10 protein-coding genes are annotated in these 16,034 nt (G+C 70.4%); 5 read left to right on the forward strand and 5 right to left on the reverse strand.

All coding sequences use genetic code 11. The features are described from left to right. Window positions 1-132 precede the first annotated feature (132 nt). Entirely contained in the window at window positions 133-855 is a 723-nt protein-coding gene (locus ACFU8Q_RS14995) for a GPP34 family phosphoprotein (RefSeq protein ID WP_384452953.1), read from the reverse strand. Between the two features lie 164 nt (window positions 856-1,019). Here ACFU8Q_RS14995 and ACFU8Q_RS15000 point away from each other — a divergent pair, with 164 nt between their 5' ends. The 3 genes from ACFU8Q_RS15000 (at window position 1,020) to ACFU8Q_RS15010 (ending at window position 6,535) form a co-directional block, all read left to right on the forward strand. Beyond that, window positions 1,020-3,599 (forward strand): D-alanyl-D-alanine carboxypeptidase, encoded by a 2,580-nt coding sequence (locus ACFU8Q_RS15000; protein ID WP_384452956.1) that lies wholly within the window; start codon window positions 1,020-1,022, stop codon window positions 3,597-3,599. A 172-nt stretch (window positions 3,600-3,771) separates the two neighbouring features. After that, a complete protein-coding gene (locus ACFU8Q_RS15005; RefSeq protein WP_384452958.1) occupies window positions 3,772-5,709 on the forward strand; it encodes an MFS transporter in 1,938 nt (645 codons plus the stop codon). Window positions 5,710-6,076: 367 nt separating this feature from the next. After that, window positions 6,077-6,535 carry a hypothetical protein gene (locus ACFU8Q_RS15010; RefSeq protein ID WP_384453014.1) on the forward strand — a complete coding sequence of 153 codons (459 nt, stop codon included), beginning with the start codon at window positions 6,077-6,079 and terminating at the stop codon, window positions 6,533-6,535. A gap of 184 nt (window positions 6,536-6,719) precedes the next feature. Here ACFU8Q_RS15010 and ACFU8Q_RS15015 read toward each other — a convergent pair whose 3' ends face one another. The 4 genes from ACFU8Q_RS15015 to ACFU8Q_RS15030 form a co-directional block, all read right to left on the reverse strand. After that, the gene (locus ACFU8Q_RS15015; RefSeq protein WP_384452961.1) at window positions 6,720-10,322 is read right to left on the reverse strand and encodes a trypsin-like peptidase domain-containing protein; all 3,603 of its coding nucleotides are present in this window, start codon (window positions 10,320-10,322) and stop codon (window positions 6,720-6,722) included. Between the two features lie 7 nt (window positions 10,323-10,329). Next, complete coding sequence (locus ACFU8Q_RS15020) at window positions 10,330-10,635, reverse strand: trypco2 family protein (protein WP_384452963.1); 306 nt, start codon at window positions 10,633-10,635, stop codon at window positions 10,330-10,332. Between the two features lie 461 nt (window positions 10,636-11,096). After that, entirely contained in the window at window positions 11,097-11,642 is a 546-nt protein-coding gene (locus ACFU8Q_RS15025; RefSeq protein WP_384452965.1) for a hypothetical protein, read from the reverse strand. Between the two features lie 81 nt (window positions 11,643-11,723). Then, a complete protein-coding gene (locus tag ACFU8Q_RS15030; protein ID WP_384452968.1) occupies window positions 11,724-13,250 on the reverse strand; it encodes an alkaline phosphatase in 1,527 nt (508 codons plus the stop codon). Window positions 13,251-13,895: 645 nt separating this feature from the next. Here ACFU8Q_RS15030 and ACFU8Q_RS15035 point away from each other — a divergent pair. Both ACFU8Q_RS15035 and ACFU8Q_RS15040 read left to right on the forward strand, forming a co-directional pair. After that, window positions 13,896-14,444, forward strand: coding sequence for a SigE family RNA polymerase sigma factor (locus ACFU8Q_RS15035; protein WP_384452971.1), 549 nt, complete (start codon window positions 13,896-13,898; stop codon window positions 14,442-14,444). Then, window positions 14,441-15,379 (forward strand): hypothetical protein, encoded by a 939-nt coding sequence (locus ACFU8Q_RS15040; RefSeq protein WP_384452974.1) that lies wholly within the window; start codon window positions 14,441-14,443, stop codon window positions 15,377-15,379. The genes ACFU8Q_RS15035 and ACFU8Q_RS15040 overlap by 4 nt, the downstream gene beginning before the upstream one ends. Window positions 15,380-16,034 lie beyond the last annotated feature (655 nt).

The raw sequence follows: 16,034 nt of genomic DNA on the forward strand, positions 1-16,034 counted from the left end.
GGGCAGCCGTGATTCCGGCTGCCCCGCGCTTGGTGCGGCTCCCGAACCGGGTCTTGGGGACGACGGTGCGGCGGTATTCGGTTGGTGCTGCGGTGCGTGTGGCGACAGGCCCCAGGGTCTGTCCGGCGGACCCTAGTGGACCGCGGTGTGCGCCATGCTGCCGCGGCGTGACTGCGACTGGACTTGCGGTTGCAACGGCATTCCGGCCGCCTGGTTACGGCGCGGCTGTGCGACCGCCCCGTTCTGGACGTCCATCACGGCATGCGCCACGAGTCCGCCCATCGGGTCGTGTCTGATGAGGTCCCGGAGCCTGGAGCGTGATGAACGCCCCTCGTTCCCGGGATACAGGTGCTTGCCGAGTCCGACCGCGTGGGCCAGCGCGGCGAGCGCCGCGGTCCGCGGGTCCGGCGGTACGCCGGTGCGGATCGCACTGTCCAGCCTGGCTCTGATGTCCCGGCTGATCGCCGTCTCCGTCGCCTGGTAGCGAGTCGTCGGCAGAACTCCGCACATCTGGCCCGCCACGGCATGCACCATGCCGCACCGCTCCAGATGAGCGAGGTAGATCTGACGCAGCCCCAGCCGGGGTCCGCCGATCCAGTGGACCGCCCGAACCGGGCTGCCGCGTCGGCGCAGCAGTTCCAGTGCGGAGTCCAGAGTCGGATCTCCTGTCGGCCGTGGCATCACCACGGCGATACGATCCCCGTCAGGGGCTATCCGTCCTGCCAGAGCCAGCTCCACTAGCTGAGCTCCGGCGAGGCCGAGGTCGAGCGACTGCGGCTGCGCTGTGGTACCCGTGGCCGGGTCCAGAGCGAGCAACAGAAGCTCCTCCGGAATTGTTCTGCGGCTCCTGCCCATCCATGCCTCCCCGCGTGGATGAATGACAGGGTGACCCCTCTCACATTGGTCTGTCGAGGGTGCCTGGTGGCTTTGTGCGGGAACCAGTAGGTATGTCGTTCTCGTCTAGCAGCCGGGTCAGTGGTTCACACGGGACACTGGTAGATGGTTCGGACAGCGCGGGGATGTCCCCGCGCCGCATGGAGGAGGCATCGGTGGCGGGCGAGTCCCCCGACAGGTCGAAGCAGCAGAAGTCGTCGGGTACGGCTCGGAGCGAGAGTGATCCGCGGCTTGCCGTCTTCCGCGAACCGTCCGCCGGGGCCGAGGTCGGGGCCGGCGGGGGTACGGACACGGCGACGGCCGTTTTCCGCACGGGGCCGGGTACGGGATCGAGGCCGGGACCGTCCGACGACGGTGCCGGCGAGGGCGGCGAAACCGTCGAGGACGGCGGGCGGAGCGACGACTCCTCGGACTCCGGCGACTCCGGGGCCCAGGGGGGCTCCTCGGCGGTTGAGAGCTCCGAGGGCTCCGTGGGGGCCGAGAAGGCTGCCGAGGACCCGGAGGAGGCGCCTGAGGCCGCTGGGGCCGTCGAGGAGTCGGTCGAGTCCCCCGAGAAGTCCGAGGGCTCCAAGAGCTCCGAGGACGCGGACGGTGCCGAGCCCGCCGACGTCGAAGCGCCCGAAGCGTCCGAAGCGCCCGAGGAGGGCGACGCGCGGCTGCGTGCGGCCGTCGCGGCATGGGTGTCGAAGGGCGACGCCGAGAGCGACGAGCCCGCCGAGAGTGACGAGAGCCCGAAGGCCGATGCGTCCGAGGACGCGCCTGCGTCCGACACGGGCAGCACGGATGACGCGGACGGCGCCGACAACACGGACACCGACGCCGCGGCGGAGCGCGACGGTGCGGACGAGCCGTCCGACGGCGACGCGTCCGACGCCGCCGCCGAGGACGCGAAAGCCGCCGAAGCCGACACCAAAGACCGTGCTGACGCGGACGACTCGGGCAAGGCCGACGGCTCGGGTAAGGCGGACGACGCGGGCAAGGCCGCTGACTCGGGTAAGACGGACGACGCGGGCAAGGCGGACGACGCGGGCGAGGCCGACGGCTCGGGTAAGGCAGACGACGCGGGCAAAGCGGACGACGCAGGCAAGAGAGACGACGCAGGCAAGAGCGACGGCGCAGGCAAGGCCGGCACCGCCGAGGACGAGCGCGGAATCGATCAGCCGACCGCCGTCTTCAGGGCGCCGGCGGCGGCCAAGGTCGACCAGCCGACGACCGCGCTGAAGATCACCCCGCCCGCGTCGAAGACCCCGCCGAAGCCGGCCCCGAAGCCCGAGTCCGGAGCCGAGCGGACCAGCACGTTCGTACCCCTGCGCGGGGACGACGTACGACCGGCGCCGGCCGCCGCCCCCGCAGCGGCGTCCGGCACGCCGCTCCCCGCTCCCGCGCTCTCCGGCGCCGAGCGGACCACGCAGCAGCCGATGCCGCCCAAGCCGCCGCTCGACCTGCTCGCCGAGCTGACGAACACGCCCCCACCGCCCCAGACGCCGGTCCGCACCGCCGTCCGCCGGGTCAAGATCTGGACCCCCCTGGTCCTTCTCCTGCTGATCATCTTTGCGATCGTGCAGATGGTGCGCCCGCTCCCGGACCCCGAGCTCCAGATGTCGGCGAAGCCCACGTACACCTTCAAGGGGAGCAAGCCGTCGCTGCCGTGGCCGGGCGAGGGCCAGGGCTACATGGCGGCCACCGGCCTGGGCACGGTGGACTCGTTCGGCGAGCAGAAGGCCGTGCCGATCGGCAGTGTGGCCAAGGCGATGACCGCGTACATCGTGCTCAAGGACCACCCGTTGAAGAGGGGCGAGAAGGGCCCTTCCATCAAGATCGACGCCAAGGCGGAGTCGGACGGCAAGCTGGACTCGGAGGGTGAGTCGACGCTCAACACCGTGAAGGTCGGTGACGAGCTCACGGAGCAGGAGGCACTCTCCGCGATAATGATCCCCTCCGCGAACAACATCGCGAGGCTGCTGGCGCGCTGGGACGCGGGTTCCGAAGAGGCGTTCGTCAAGAAGATGAACGACACCGCCAAGTCGCTCGGCATGACGAACACCACCTACACCGATCCGTCCGGCCTCAACGCGACCACGGTGAGCTCGGCCGAGGACCAGGTGAAGCTCGGCCAGAAGCTGGTGGAGATCCGGGCGCTGATGGACATCACCAAACTGCCGTCGTGGACCGACCCGTCGGGCAAGAACTGGCGGAACTACAACACTCTCGTTCCGTACAACGGCGCGCTCGGCATCAAGACCGGCTCCACCACCAAGGCCGGCGGCAACCTGCTCTTCGCCGCCCACAAGATGGTCGGCGACACCGACCAACTGATCGTCGGCGCCGTGCTGGGCCAGCACAAGCCCGCCATCATCGACACGGTCAACGCGGTGAGCAAGGAAGCCATGGTCGCGACCCAGGATCTGCTGACGAGCGCCAAGGTCGTGAAGAAGGGCGATGTCGTCGGCGCCGTCTCCGACGGCCTGGGCGGCAGCACCCCGGTGGTCGCGACCAAGGACGTGACGGCGGTCGGCTGGCCCGGTCTCACGGTCCGGATCGAACTGACCGACGACGGAAAGACGATCCCGCACTCGGCGGCGGCCGGTACCCACGTCGGCACGCTCACCGTGGGCGAGGGCACCAGCCAGGTGAAGGTGCCCGTCGCGCTGCAGAGCGATCTGGCGGAGCCGACGGCCGGGGACAAGCTGACCCGGATCGGCTGACCGGCCGATGGCCGGAACAGCTCGGTAGTGGGAAGAGGGTGCCGATCCCGGCACCCTCTTCCCGACTGCGTACGTGTTAGCGTCCCGGAGCAACTCAAGGATGCTGCGGAGGCGTCCTCACAGGTGTACGGGGCACGGGGCAGGCGGATTTGGGGAGACGGGGAGAGCCGTAGTGACCACTGCGGAGCCGAAGCCCGGCCGTGAGGCGGCCGACAGCAGCGGCATGAGGGACAGCCGGGGCAGCAGCGGCGGCAGCAGCAGTGACAGTACGCGGACAGCCGCGCCCGCCCCGGACGCCCCGGCCCCGGACGCCTCAGCCGCGGACGGCCCCGGGCCGCGCACCGCCCTGTCGCGGCGGACCCGCGCCGAGCGGCTGCTGCGGCACCCGGTGACGATCGCGACGGCGGCCGCCGCGGTCACCCACGTCCTCTGGTTCTTCTTCTTCGCGAACAGCGGCGGCGACCTCGCGGCCCAGGACGCCTGGGCCGAGTTCGTCGGCCGGCATCCGGGCACCGCGTACAACCTCGCCTGGTACGGGGGCATGCACCCCGTCTCGTACAGCGTCGTGTCGCCGTATCTGATGTCCGTGCTCGGTGTGCGTACGACGATGATGGCCGCCGGGACCGTGTCGGCGGCGCTGACCGCGCTGATCCTGGTCCGGGTCCGGGCCGTCCGCAATCCGCTCGCCTGCTCGCTCGCCGGGGTCTTCGCGTACCTGTGCAACGCGCTGTCCGGGCGGGTGACGTTCGGGCTCGGCATGATGTTCGCGGTGGGCGCGGTGGCCGCCGTGTTCTGCTGGCCCCACCTCCGGTGCGAGCACCGGCTCCACCGGAGCAGCTGTCGCTGCGCCCCCCGTAGGCGGTGGGCGAAGGCCGCCGTCGCCGCTCCGCTCGCCGCGCTCGCGACGGCGAGCAGCCCCGTCGCCGGTCTGTTCCTGGGCGTGGTCGCCGCCGCGCTCTTCCTGAACAAGCGGCGCCCCGGCGCGTACGCGCTGGGCCTGGCCCCGGTCGCGGTCGTGGCGCTGTCCGCGTGGCTGTTCCCGTTCTCCGGTACGCAGCCGATGTCGATCGCGACCCTGTCGCTGCCGTTCCTCTTCGCCGTCCTGGTCTTCGTTCTCGTACCGCGCGACTGGAAGACGGTCCGTACCGCGGCCGCCGTGTACGGCGTCGGGACCCTGCTGACCTACGTGATCGACTCGCAGATCGGCTCGAACGTCACCCGGATGGCGATGCTGTTCGCCGGTGTGGTGCTGCTCGCCGCGCTGCCGTACGCGCAGCCGCGCTCCCGGCGCTGGTACGCGCTGGTTCTCGCCTTCGCCGGGCTGAACTTCTGGATCGGCTTCAAGGGCGTCGACGACATCGTCCGTACCGCTCCCGCCGCGTCCTGGACGCGCGAGCTGGCCCCGCTGGTCAATGAGCTCCAGGAGGTCGGGGCCGAGCGCGGGCGGGTCGAGGTCGTACCCGCGAGCAGCCATCGGGAGGCGTCCGCGCTCGCGCCGTACGTCAATCTGGCCCGTGGCTGGAACCGGCAGGCGGACATGGAGCGCAACCCGCTCTTCTACGACGACACCTTGAACAGCGCCGGCTACCGCGAGTGGCTCGACCGCTGGGCGGTGCACTACGTGGTGCTGCCCCGGGGGACACCGGACTCCACCGGCGCGGTGCAGGAGGCGGAGCTCGTCGACGGCGGGCTGCCGTATCTGAAGCTGGTCTGGTCCGACGCCAACTGGCGGCTCTTCGAGGTCGACGGCCCGGTACCGCTGGCCGATCCGCCCGCCACGGTGGACCGGGCCGAAGCGGGCGAGCTGACCATCCATGTGAAGAAGGCCGGCCGGATCCTGATCCGCATCCCGTACTCGCGCTGGCTCGCCCTGGTCGACGACCAGGGCAAGAGCGTCGAGCGGCCGCAGGAGACCGAGGAGTCCAAGCGGCGCGAGGACGAGAACAGCCCGCGGACGTATCTCAACACCAACGGCTGCCTGATCAAGGTCGACGAGAACGAGGACGGCGACGAGTGGACGGAACTGCTCGCGCCGCGGCCGGGCGTGTACCGGCTGGCCGCCCCCTACCAGTTGTCACCCGGCACGCCGTGCCCGGAGGAGCTGCGCTGAGCCCGACCCCGGAGCCACCCGGTCGAGGGCGGCATCCGGGTCCGGCGGTTCGACGGCCGGGAATCGGCACCGCGGGGCCGACTCCGCGGTGGGTCCGGACTGCGCCTCGCCGGGTCGGCGTCCGGCGGTCGAGGGACGTCACGTCGTCCTGAACCCGGGGAGGGTCGGCAACGGTTCGGCAGGGACCGAAGCGTTACGGATCTAGCGTCGAGGCATGACGGACACGAAGCATGTACCCGACGCGCCCGACGTACTCGAAGCACCGCACGTGCCTGACGCGTCCGCCCTGCTCGCGCCGGACGCCCCCGACACTCTCGACGACGCCCCGGTGACCGACGGCCGCGACCCCGCGCGGATCCTGACGGCCATGGTCGACCACGTCCTGGGCCTCGCCGAGACCTGGACCGGATGGGACGGCCGTCCCGTCCCCGCCGATGACCGGATCTACACCCCGCACAAGGCGATCCGCCGCGTCGCCGACCACATGGTCGACCACCTCGCGGAGATGGAGGCCAGACTCGTGGGTGAGGAGACGCAGCCGGACCACTGGCACGCCTCGGCCACCACGACCGAGGCGGACCTCGCCCCGTTCACCGAGGCCGACCTCGACGAGGCGCGCAGCAGACTCGTCCGCCTGGCCAGGATCTGGGCGAACCGCCTGGACGCCCTGACACCCGACCAGCTCGACCGGTCGCCCGGAAAGGGGTGGACCTTCCGCCAACTCGCCTTCCACCTGGAGGGGTCGGCGTACTACGCGGACTCCGTGGGGGACCTGACGGCGGGCGGCGCACCCGTTTCCCGCCCGGACCGGACATCGAAGCCATGACGCCGGACAACACACCCGTCGAAGCCGCGCCGCACGAAGCCGTACCGCCAAAAGCCGCCCCGCCGGAGCGCACGAAAGGTACGGCACCGGGCGCCACGGCGATCGACCCCCCGCCGCCTTCGCCGCGCTGCACCATTCATCCGGCCCGCTGCTGCTGATTCCCAACGCCTGTGGCCGAGCCACCTCAAGCAGGGGTTGCTGACCCTCGCGACCGCATGTGCGCGTCGATGAAGGCGAGCGCCTCGGTGTTGCGTGTGCCGGGAGCCCACTGGGAGACCCACCGGTGGAGGCGTTCGGCCAGTTCCCCCGCCTCCGCTTCGGCGAACCGGCCGCTGAGGATCATGGCGTGGCAGCGGCCGACGATCGTGACGCGGGGGCGGAAGACCGTGGTGTTCATGGAGAACGGCAGGGCGAGCCAGCGCTGGATGCAGTCGTCCGCCCAGGCGGCGCCGATGCCGGTGGTGAACGCCGTGGCGAGCTGGCACATGAGGACGTCCAGAGCGCCGTTGAGATTGCTGGCCGACCCATGACGTTCGGCGTGGTCGAGGCTGAGCTCGACGGCGCGGAGCCAACTGCGGCTGCTCTCCCAGGACGTCAGGTAGGGGCCCACCTGGAAGCCGGCCGAGGCCATGCGCGGGACGAGGTCCTCGTGATCGGGATTGGCGTGGACCCAGGTGAGCAGCGCCTTGAGGATCACGGGATTCATGAGCTTCTTGCGCAGAACCCACTTGCTGAGGAACGAGAAGTCCCGCCCCGGCACCTGTGCGCCGATCCACGCGTCGACGAACTCCGTCACATCGGTGGGCACTTCGTCGGTCGGAAGCCTTCTGAGCAGCGCGCCCAGCACGAACTCGGCTCCTACGGTGGCGGCGTGGCCGTCGGTGCCGAGCCAGGTGAGCGTGGTGGTGATGGCCTTCTGGGCGTCGTCGGGGGTGAGGTCGGTGCGGTCGAGGAGTGGGTTGAGGACGTACTGGGCTTCCAGGGCGGTGGTGTGGTCGTCGCTGTGGAGCCAGGTGAGCGTGGTGGTGATGGCCTTCTGGGCGTCGTCGGGGGTGAGGTCGGTGCGCGGGAGGAGTGAGTTCAGGACGAACTGGGCGTCGAGGTGGGTGGCATGGTCGTCCGTGTCGAGCCAGGTGAACGTGGCCGCGATGGCCTTCTGGGCGTCGTCGGGGGTGAGGTCGGTGCGCTCAAGGAGCGGATCGAGGACGAAGCCCGCTTCGACAGCCGTGTTGTGGTCGTCGGTGCCGAGCCAGGTGAGGGCGGCGGCGGTGACCTGTTGGGCGTCGTCGGGGGTGAGGTCGGTGCGGTCGAGGAGTGGGTTGAGGACGTACTGGGCCTCCGGGGCGGTGGTGTGGTCGTCGGTGTGGAGCCAGGTGAGGGCGGTGGTGATGGCCTTCTGGGCGTCGTCGGGGGTGAGATCGGTGCGGTTGAGCAGGGGGTTGAGGACGAACTGGGCTTCGGCATTGGTGGTGCGGTCGTCGGTGTGGAGCCAGGTGAGGGCGGTGGTGATGGCCTTCTGGGCGTCGTCGGCAGTGAGGTCGGTACGGGACAGGAGCGGGCCGAGGACGAAGTTCGCCTCGTTCGCCTGGCCGTGCGACCGCAGCCAGGCCAGTGCGGTGGGGACGAGGAGTTGAGCGCCGTGGTCGGGCAGATGCCGCAGGCCGCGGTAGAGGAGATGGCGGGCGTTGACATCGGTGCCGAAGGCGGCGAGCCAAGGGCTGACGACCTGTTTCCAGCAGCGGACGGCGGTGGCGGACCAGGGCGGTCCCGAGAAGACGGCGCCCAGCGCGTAGCTGCCGACGCTGGAGTCGTACCGCATGATGCGGCCGATGGTGCCGGCCTCGCCGGTGAACCAGTCGTCCAGTACGGCGGTGACGGGCCCGGCGCGGTCGGCGAGCGCCATGTCGTTGACGAGACGGGCGACGTTGACGGCGAAGCGCCCGACGGTGCGGGGGCTGGTGAGAGAGCCCGTGAGCATGGCGTACGAGCCGGCGACGTCCGGGTCGGCGTCCCGTTCCGGCAGGAGGACGGACTCCATCAGCTGGTCGGCCACGATGTCGTGGGCGACAGAGAGCACGCCCTCGCCGTCGGCCTCCAGCCAGCCCAGTGACACGAGGGTCGTCACCACTGCTTCGGCGTCCGGTGTCCCGGCCACGTCCTCCCCGGTTTCCACGGCCCCGGCGAGGGCCGCCTGGGCGGAGGCGACGACCGCGGGGCGGTTCTGGGGACAGGCCGCCGCAGCTGCCGCGGCGGCCACGAGAACGCGGGGCGCGCGGGCCGGGGAGTAGGTGCTCGTACGACCGGGCACGGTCAGCTCGTCCTCGCCGAGGCGGCTGGCCAGCCAGGCCGGGAGCTCACCGCCTTCCCGCAGGCCCGCCGTCTCGGGGATGGACAGCCTCTCCTTGACCCGGCGCTCCATTTCGCGGGCGACCAGCAGGGCCACGATGGGGCGGCGTCCGCAGAGCGCCAGCATGCGGTCCATTCCCAGACGGCGGATGGCCGTGGGCGCCAGCGTCGTCAGCGCGTTGTCCGTGAGCAGCCGCTGGAACTCGTCGTCCTGCCGCAGCTCCACCTCGTCGAACAGCTGGTGCAGCAAGGCGCTGTTGGACTTCTTCAGCTTCAGCCAGCCCGGACGCACGGAGGCGATCAGTGCCACGTGGGTGTGGCGGCGACGGGCCTCGGGGATGAGCTGGTGCCGCAGGGTCGGCAGGTCGAGCTGCGCCTCGTTCAGGTAGTCGACGACCACCAGGACGGGTGTCGGCTCCGCGAGCACTTCCTGGGCGATCCGGTCGTTGATCGATGCTTCCTCGCCGGGCACGACGTGCAGCACCCGCCAGCCCGCCTCCAGAGCGAGCCGGCCCACTTCGATGCAGGTCCGGGTCTTGCCGGCGCCGGCCGCGCCCACCAGCAGCACGCCTCTGTCCCGGGCGTTGACGAGCCGCACGAACAGATTCCCCGGCTCGGCCGGATGGTCACCCCCCGGCGAGACGAAGGTCAGCCGCTCCGGCGTGAGGTTCTTCTTGAACTCCGGGAAGCCGTCGATGAGTTCTTGCTGCGGGATCACCGCCCGCAGCGGGCTCCGCGCGTCACCGCCGGGCAGACCGACCGGCTCGCCCCAGGACGGTACGCCGTTGCGGGCGAGCACGGAGCAGAATTCCGGATCGTCCAGCGCCGCCGAGATCGGCTCGGCCTCCGCGCTGTTGGTGCCCGCCGCGGGCAGCCGCTGTGCCTGCACCCCGATCAGCAGCCCGCTTCCGTCGGCGAACAGGGCGGCCCCCGAGATGCCCCGCCAGGGATCCGGCCTGCCCCGCGCCGGCTCGGCGGGCGGAACGGTGGTGAACGTGAGGTCCAGCAGCTCCGACTTCATGTTCGACCCGAGCTGGACGAACCCGGTGACCTGCTTGCTGTCGCGCCGCCGCAGCCCTTCCTTCCCCTCCGACTCGGGCCGTATCGCGAAGGCAGGGAAGCCGACGCCGGTGAACGGGATGCTGGCCAGGCCTTCCGGCAGGCGCCCGAAGACGACGGGCGCGACCGTGTCCACCACGGGGGTGTCGAGGCGCAGCAGTGCCAGATCCTTGCTGGAACTCCGCCACACCGGCGTCGCGGGTAGTTGCACGTCCTGGCCCCCGAGGAAGACGGTGCAGACGTCCTCCTCCTGGCCGTCGCCCAGGAGATGGGCCACCGTGAGGATCAGCCGGGACGCGATGCGGTAGCCGGACCCGTACTCGGCCGTGTCACCGCGCCTGACGAGGACCTCGGCCACCCGGGCCTTGTCGACAGGGCTCATTCAACGGTCAGTTCGTCGCGAGCAGGTCCGAAACGTCGTCACCGGTCCGGACCAGGTCACCAGTGTCCGTTTCGGCGGTCAGGCTGAGCTTGACCGTGTGTGTCTGCGTCGACTTCGCCGTGGCCTTGCCGCCGAGCGACACCACCCAGAACCGCACACCGGCGTTGCCCTCGGCGGACTTCTCCACGGCGACCTGCAGTTCCAGGTCGATGGAGTCGATTCGGAACTTCACGTCCTGGTTGTCCGCTTCGAGCCGGGCGCGGTTGATCTCCGACCGCAGCGAGGCGAGCAGTTCGGCGAGTTCGATTTCCATGAGTCCCCCGAGATGAAGCCGAGAAGAACAACCTGTGGCGTGTGACGCGTGTGCTCCAAGTCTTGCAGACGGCAGGGTGGTTCGGGCCCCGCTCGGGTGACACGGGGCGATTCGGCTTCGGCTCACGGCGGGCCTTGGTCCGGCCGTCGTTCGTTCGGTCCTCCAGCACCGGTGACTGCGCTGGTCGCGGCCTCGGTCACGCCGACGGTGCTCGCTCAGCTCTCCTGGACGGCCCCAGCTCGACGTAGCCGACCATGTCGCGCGACGGCTTCCCGATCCGCACAGCCGGGACGGGCGGTTCTACGAGGGCGACGGTGAGGAGTGACCTTCCGTCCGGCGCCCGGTCGTACCGGGCGCCCGGCTGCTTGTCGACCAGCCCGGCTGCTTGTCGACCAGCCCGGCTGCTCGTTGGCCAGCCCGGCTGCTTGTCGACCAGCCCGGCTGCTCGTCGACCAGGACGGCTACTCGTTGACCAGGACGGGGACGGAGACGACGGCGGCTGCCGCGGTGCCGGTGAGCTTGGTGGCGGGCGCCTTGAAGTCGATGCCCTCGCCCGCCGCGCGCGGTCCGTCGTGGTGATGGCCGCCTTCTGCGTCCTGCCCCTCTTCCTGGTACTGGAAGCTGCCGGTGCCGATGAAACGACCCTTGGAATCGTAATAGGCGGCACTCAGCTCCAGCGCGAGCACATCGCTGACGTCGGAGGTGATTGCCAGGTGCCCGCTGACGGCGGACCCGCCGGTGAGCGTGAGCCGCGTGAGGCGGACGCGGTCGGTGAACGGCCCTTCCTCGACACGTACCTCGCCCTGCTCGGGCGGCGCCGGGAGAGTCGCGGCCGGGGATGGTGCGGAACGGGGAGGGGGCAGGGGCAGGGCGTTGGCCGAGGCGGTGGCCGCGAGCGGCTCGCCCTTGCCCGGGTCGGTCCCCGCGGGGGTACCGCAGCCCGTGAGAGCGGTCAGCGCGATAGCGCCCAGCACGGCGGCCGTCGTGATGCGGATCGGGTGTCTCATCGGACATGCTCCTGGGATACGAACGACCCGGGGCCGGGAGGGGCACCCCCTCCCGGCCCCGGTCGCGTGGCTGAGTGAGGGTCAGTGGCCGTGCGGTGCGGTGCCGAACAGCGAGCGGTACATCTTGCTGTAGAGCTCGGTGTTGTCCTGGCTGGCGGCGAAGGCGCTGTTACCCGGTCCGTACGCGTAGATCGGCACATCGGCGCCGGTGTGGTTACCGGACAGGTAGGTCAGCCAGAGGCTGGCGTCCTCGCTGCCGTCCTTCACACCCGCCGGGTCGTCGGGGGTACGGAAGGTGGCCGGGCCGAAGTTCTTGGCGTCGCCGGCACCCGAGCCGTTGACGATGCCGGAGGAGCGGGCCGGGTCCTTGACGTTGGCCGAGGACGAGCGCGCGGGCACGGAGTTGTTGGCCGTGTTGCCCGAGTCGTTGTTGGCCGGCGGGGCCGCCGCCTCGGCGTTGGTGAAGGTGCCCTTCTCGATGATGTTGAAGCCGGCGCACTCGTGGTCCGCCGTCACGACGACGAGGGTGTGGCCGTCCTTCTTCGCGAAGTCCGTGGCGGCCTTGACCGCGTCGTCGAACGCCTTGATCTCGCCCAGGGTCTGCGACGCGTCGTTGGCGTGCGAGCGCTTGTCGATCAGCGCGCCCTCGACCTGGAGCAGGAAGCCCTTCTTGGACCGGCCGTCGAGCAGCGAGATCGACTTCTTGGTCAGCTCGGCGAGCGTCGGCTCCTTCTTCTCCGGGGCGTCGGCGGGCAGTTCGGCCTTGGACTTCTCGACCGTCAGGTTCCCGCGATTGAAGAGCCCGACGACCTTGCCGCCCTTGACCTTGTCGAGATCGGCCTTGGTCGCGACCTTCTGGCTCTCAGCGGTCTGGGCGGGCAGCGCCGGGTCACCGAAGCTGCCGAGCACCTGGTAGCCCTGCGACCCCAGCGCCTTCTGGTCGTCCGGCGCGAAGCGCGCGAGGCCGCCGCCGAAGATCACGTCGGCGGTGCCGTTACGGGCGATCTGCTGGGCGATCGGCGTGATCAGGGTCTTGTCGGCGGGCTTGTCCTCGTAGGACCCGTCGTCCTTCTTCGGCAGGCACGCGGCGTCGGAGTACACCGGGCCCTGGCAGCCGCGCAGCAGAGCGTGGCTCATCTGGGCGGCCGGGGTGGCGTCGGTGATCTCGGCGGTGGACACGTTGCCGGTCGCGAAGCCCGACTTCTTGGCCTGCTCCATCAGTGTGGGCAGCTTCTTCTCGTACGAGTCGACGCCGATGGCCGCGTTGTACGTCTTCACACCGGAGGACCACGCGGTGGCCGCGCTGGCGGAGTCGGTGACCAGCGCCGGCTGGTCGCTGCCCTTCTCGACGGCGGACGTCGCCACCGCGCCATAGCTCGGCAGCCGCTCCATGTTCAGCTTGCCCTCGGCGCCGTAGTAGCGCTCGCGCCCGGCGGTGACATGGGTACGGCCCATGCCGTCACCGAGCAGGTAGATGACGTTACGGATCTCCGGCTTCTTGCCATTGCCGCCCTGCTGGGGCGCGGAGTGGGCGGTCGCCGCGGTGCTGGCGGCAAGAGCGCCGGTCACGGCGAGAAGCGCCAGGATTTTGGTTGGTCTGCTGCGCATGTGTGGAGTGCTCTCCTCGGACGCTGGACGATGCACCGGGACAGGCCCGGCCGGGCAACGGTAGGAGCAGGACATGAACGCGGGACCAATACCGGGCGCCGTACCGATGTTGAACTATCCGATACTTTAAATATTGCGCAACTGGGTAACCGTGAGGTGCGTGGCCCCGTGCCGGTGCACCACACGGAACCACTTTCGGGGGCACGCGTGAGCCGCTCTGATCGCCTCAGGCCAGAGGGCAAGCGCGACTACGAGCCCCAGGCTGTGTGCGGGGCGGGGAGGAATCCCCGCGACGTAGAGCGCGGCCGGGCCTGGCCACGTGGGCGCGCGTCGGCGGCGGCAACGCCGAGCGGGCCGAAGGCAGGAGCGCGGGCGCAGCCGGAGCCGGGAAGAGCGCCCGGCCGAGCGGAGCGCATCCGGGTGTCTTGAACCTGTGGAGAAGGTTGTAACTCACCGTGCCTTGAACCCGTGGAGAAGGTTGTGACTCACCAGCTGGGAGCCTTGTGTCCGGTCCCCGGAGATGCTTGACATTCCGGTCCCAGCTGATGGTTGTCAGCGGCCCCGCTCACCTGACCGACGAGGCACCGGATCCCGGGCAACCGAATCCGCCGAAACTGTGGTCTGGAGGGCGAGGGAGGGTGCTTGATGCAGGCCAAACTAGAGGCCGAGTTCCAAGAATTCGTCAGAGCGCGGTGGTCCCATCTCGTACGGACCGCGTATCTGCTCACGGGCGATGTGCACCACGCCGAAGACCTGACTCAGACGGCGCTGGCCAAGGCGTACCGCTCATGGCGGCGCGTCTCGCGCAGTGACAGACCGGATGCGTACGTCCGGCGGATCCTGGTCAACTGCAACAGCGACCGGTTCCGCAAGCGGCGGGTTACGGAGGCTCTGACCGCGGCGCCGCCGGAGGTGGCCGGGCGCGACGAGGCCGTCTCGTGGGCCGACGAGCGCAGCGCCCTGCTCACGGCGCTGGCCGGACTGCCGCCGAAGCAGCGGGCGGTGATCGTCATGCGCTACTGGGAGGACCTGTCCGAGGCCGAGGTCGCCGAGGTGCTCGGCTGCTCGCCCGGCACGGTCAAGAGCCAGGCGTCCAAGGCGCTGGCGAAGTTGCGTACGTATCCGGGGCTCGCGCAGGTCGTGGACGAACCTGTCCGCAGCCGAGTGTCGTCCGGGCAGGAAGGCAGCAAGTGAACGAGGAACAGAAGCAGCAGGGGACGGGAACCGACGGAGACTTCGAGGAGCAGCTGCGCGAGCTGCTCGCCGAGGACGCGAACACGATCCGGCCCGCGCCGGCGCCGTATCCGGCGGTCCGCCGCCGGGGCACGATCGAGCGGCGACGCCGGGTGGCGACGACCGGGGCGGCCCTGGTGACGCTGGCGGCGATGCCCGTGGGGGCGTACGCGCTGGCCGACGGGGATGCGGGTGGGAACACGGTGGCATCGATACCGTCGGTCAGCGCCACACCGCGGACGTCAGCGACGCCGTCCGCGTCGCCGGCGAGGCCCGCGCGGCCGGTCACGGAGGACCAGCTCCTCGACGGGATCACCTTCGGGCAGGCCGTCGACGGGTTGAAGAAGTGTCTCGCATACGACCAGTCGCACACACGCGGCCCGTCCGGCTTCCGCACGGACCTGGGCGCGGCCGAGGAGTACCGGATCATCCTGGCGATGAACAGCACCGGCGACTCCAACGCGCCCGGCGATGGCATGTACGTCGTCGCGGTGAAGGAGCAACCGAAGCAGACCCGGCTGATCTGCAACGTGAAGGACGGCGAGGCGAACGGCCTCAACAGCAGCGTAGGCTCCGACGATGTGCCGGGCGCCGGCCCTGTGATGGCCGACATCAACGGCGGCAAGCTCTACCAGCAGTCGGTCCTCGACCGCGGCAACTGGAAGCTGCCGTTCCGGTGGGGTGTCATCGGCACCGTCGAGCCGTCGGTGGCCCGGGTGACCGTCTCCTACGGCGGCGCCACCAGCCAGGCCGCCCTGGACCACGGCTGGTTCGTCGCCTCTGGTGTCCTGAACCAGCAGGTCACCGCGGCCCCGCGCATCAAGGGTTATGACGCCGACAGCAAGCTGGTCTACGACTCCGACGAGGACAGCAACTACGAGAAGCGGCTGCCGTAGCGCCACCCGGCCAGGGCGCCACACAGGGGGCGGCGCCCCCGGATTTCGGTCAGCGGTGCGGCGCGAGGGCCTTCTGGTCGCCGGTGCAGATGTGGCAATCCACACCGGGCCAGAAGGCCCCCACCCACCTTGAGATCCCTGAGCCAGGAGCCCCGTCACCAACCTCTGTGGACAGAACATCTGGACGACTGCGCTCCACTCGGCCAAGTCGCCCAGCGCATCCGGGCGGTCCAGCCCGCTCAGCTCCGAAGAGGTCCAGGGTCTGCGCGGCCTGCGGGCTCGCCGCCACGGCCTCGTGTGGAGTCGGTCCGTGACCGTGCACGTGGCGGAGTCGAAGTTCACCATCGACCTTCGCCGTCGCCGACTCAATCCGAGCTGCACTTCCACGATCTACGGCACACGGGCAGCACTCTGGCCTCCACGGTCGGGGCCAGTACACGTACGCGCGCGGCGGCGTGCTCGTCGCTGCCCTGGGGGCGCTCCTTCCCGCAGGCCGGGTCGCCAGGGCCCGCACCGTGACCGCCTTGCGCACCGAGTACGGCGGCAATGCGAATCGGCGGTCTTCCGCGCACGGGCTCAAGACGTCATCTCATGCGGCGAGATGTCGGCGTACGAAGGGTGTTGCTCCGAGGACGAGCACGGCGAAGGCGGTGAG

The sequence above is a fragment of the Streptomyces sp. NPDC057543 genome (assembly GCF_042801895.1).
Classification (GTDB): Bacteria; Actinomycetota; Actinomycetes; order Streptomycetales; family Streptomycetaceae; genus Streptomyces.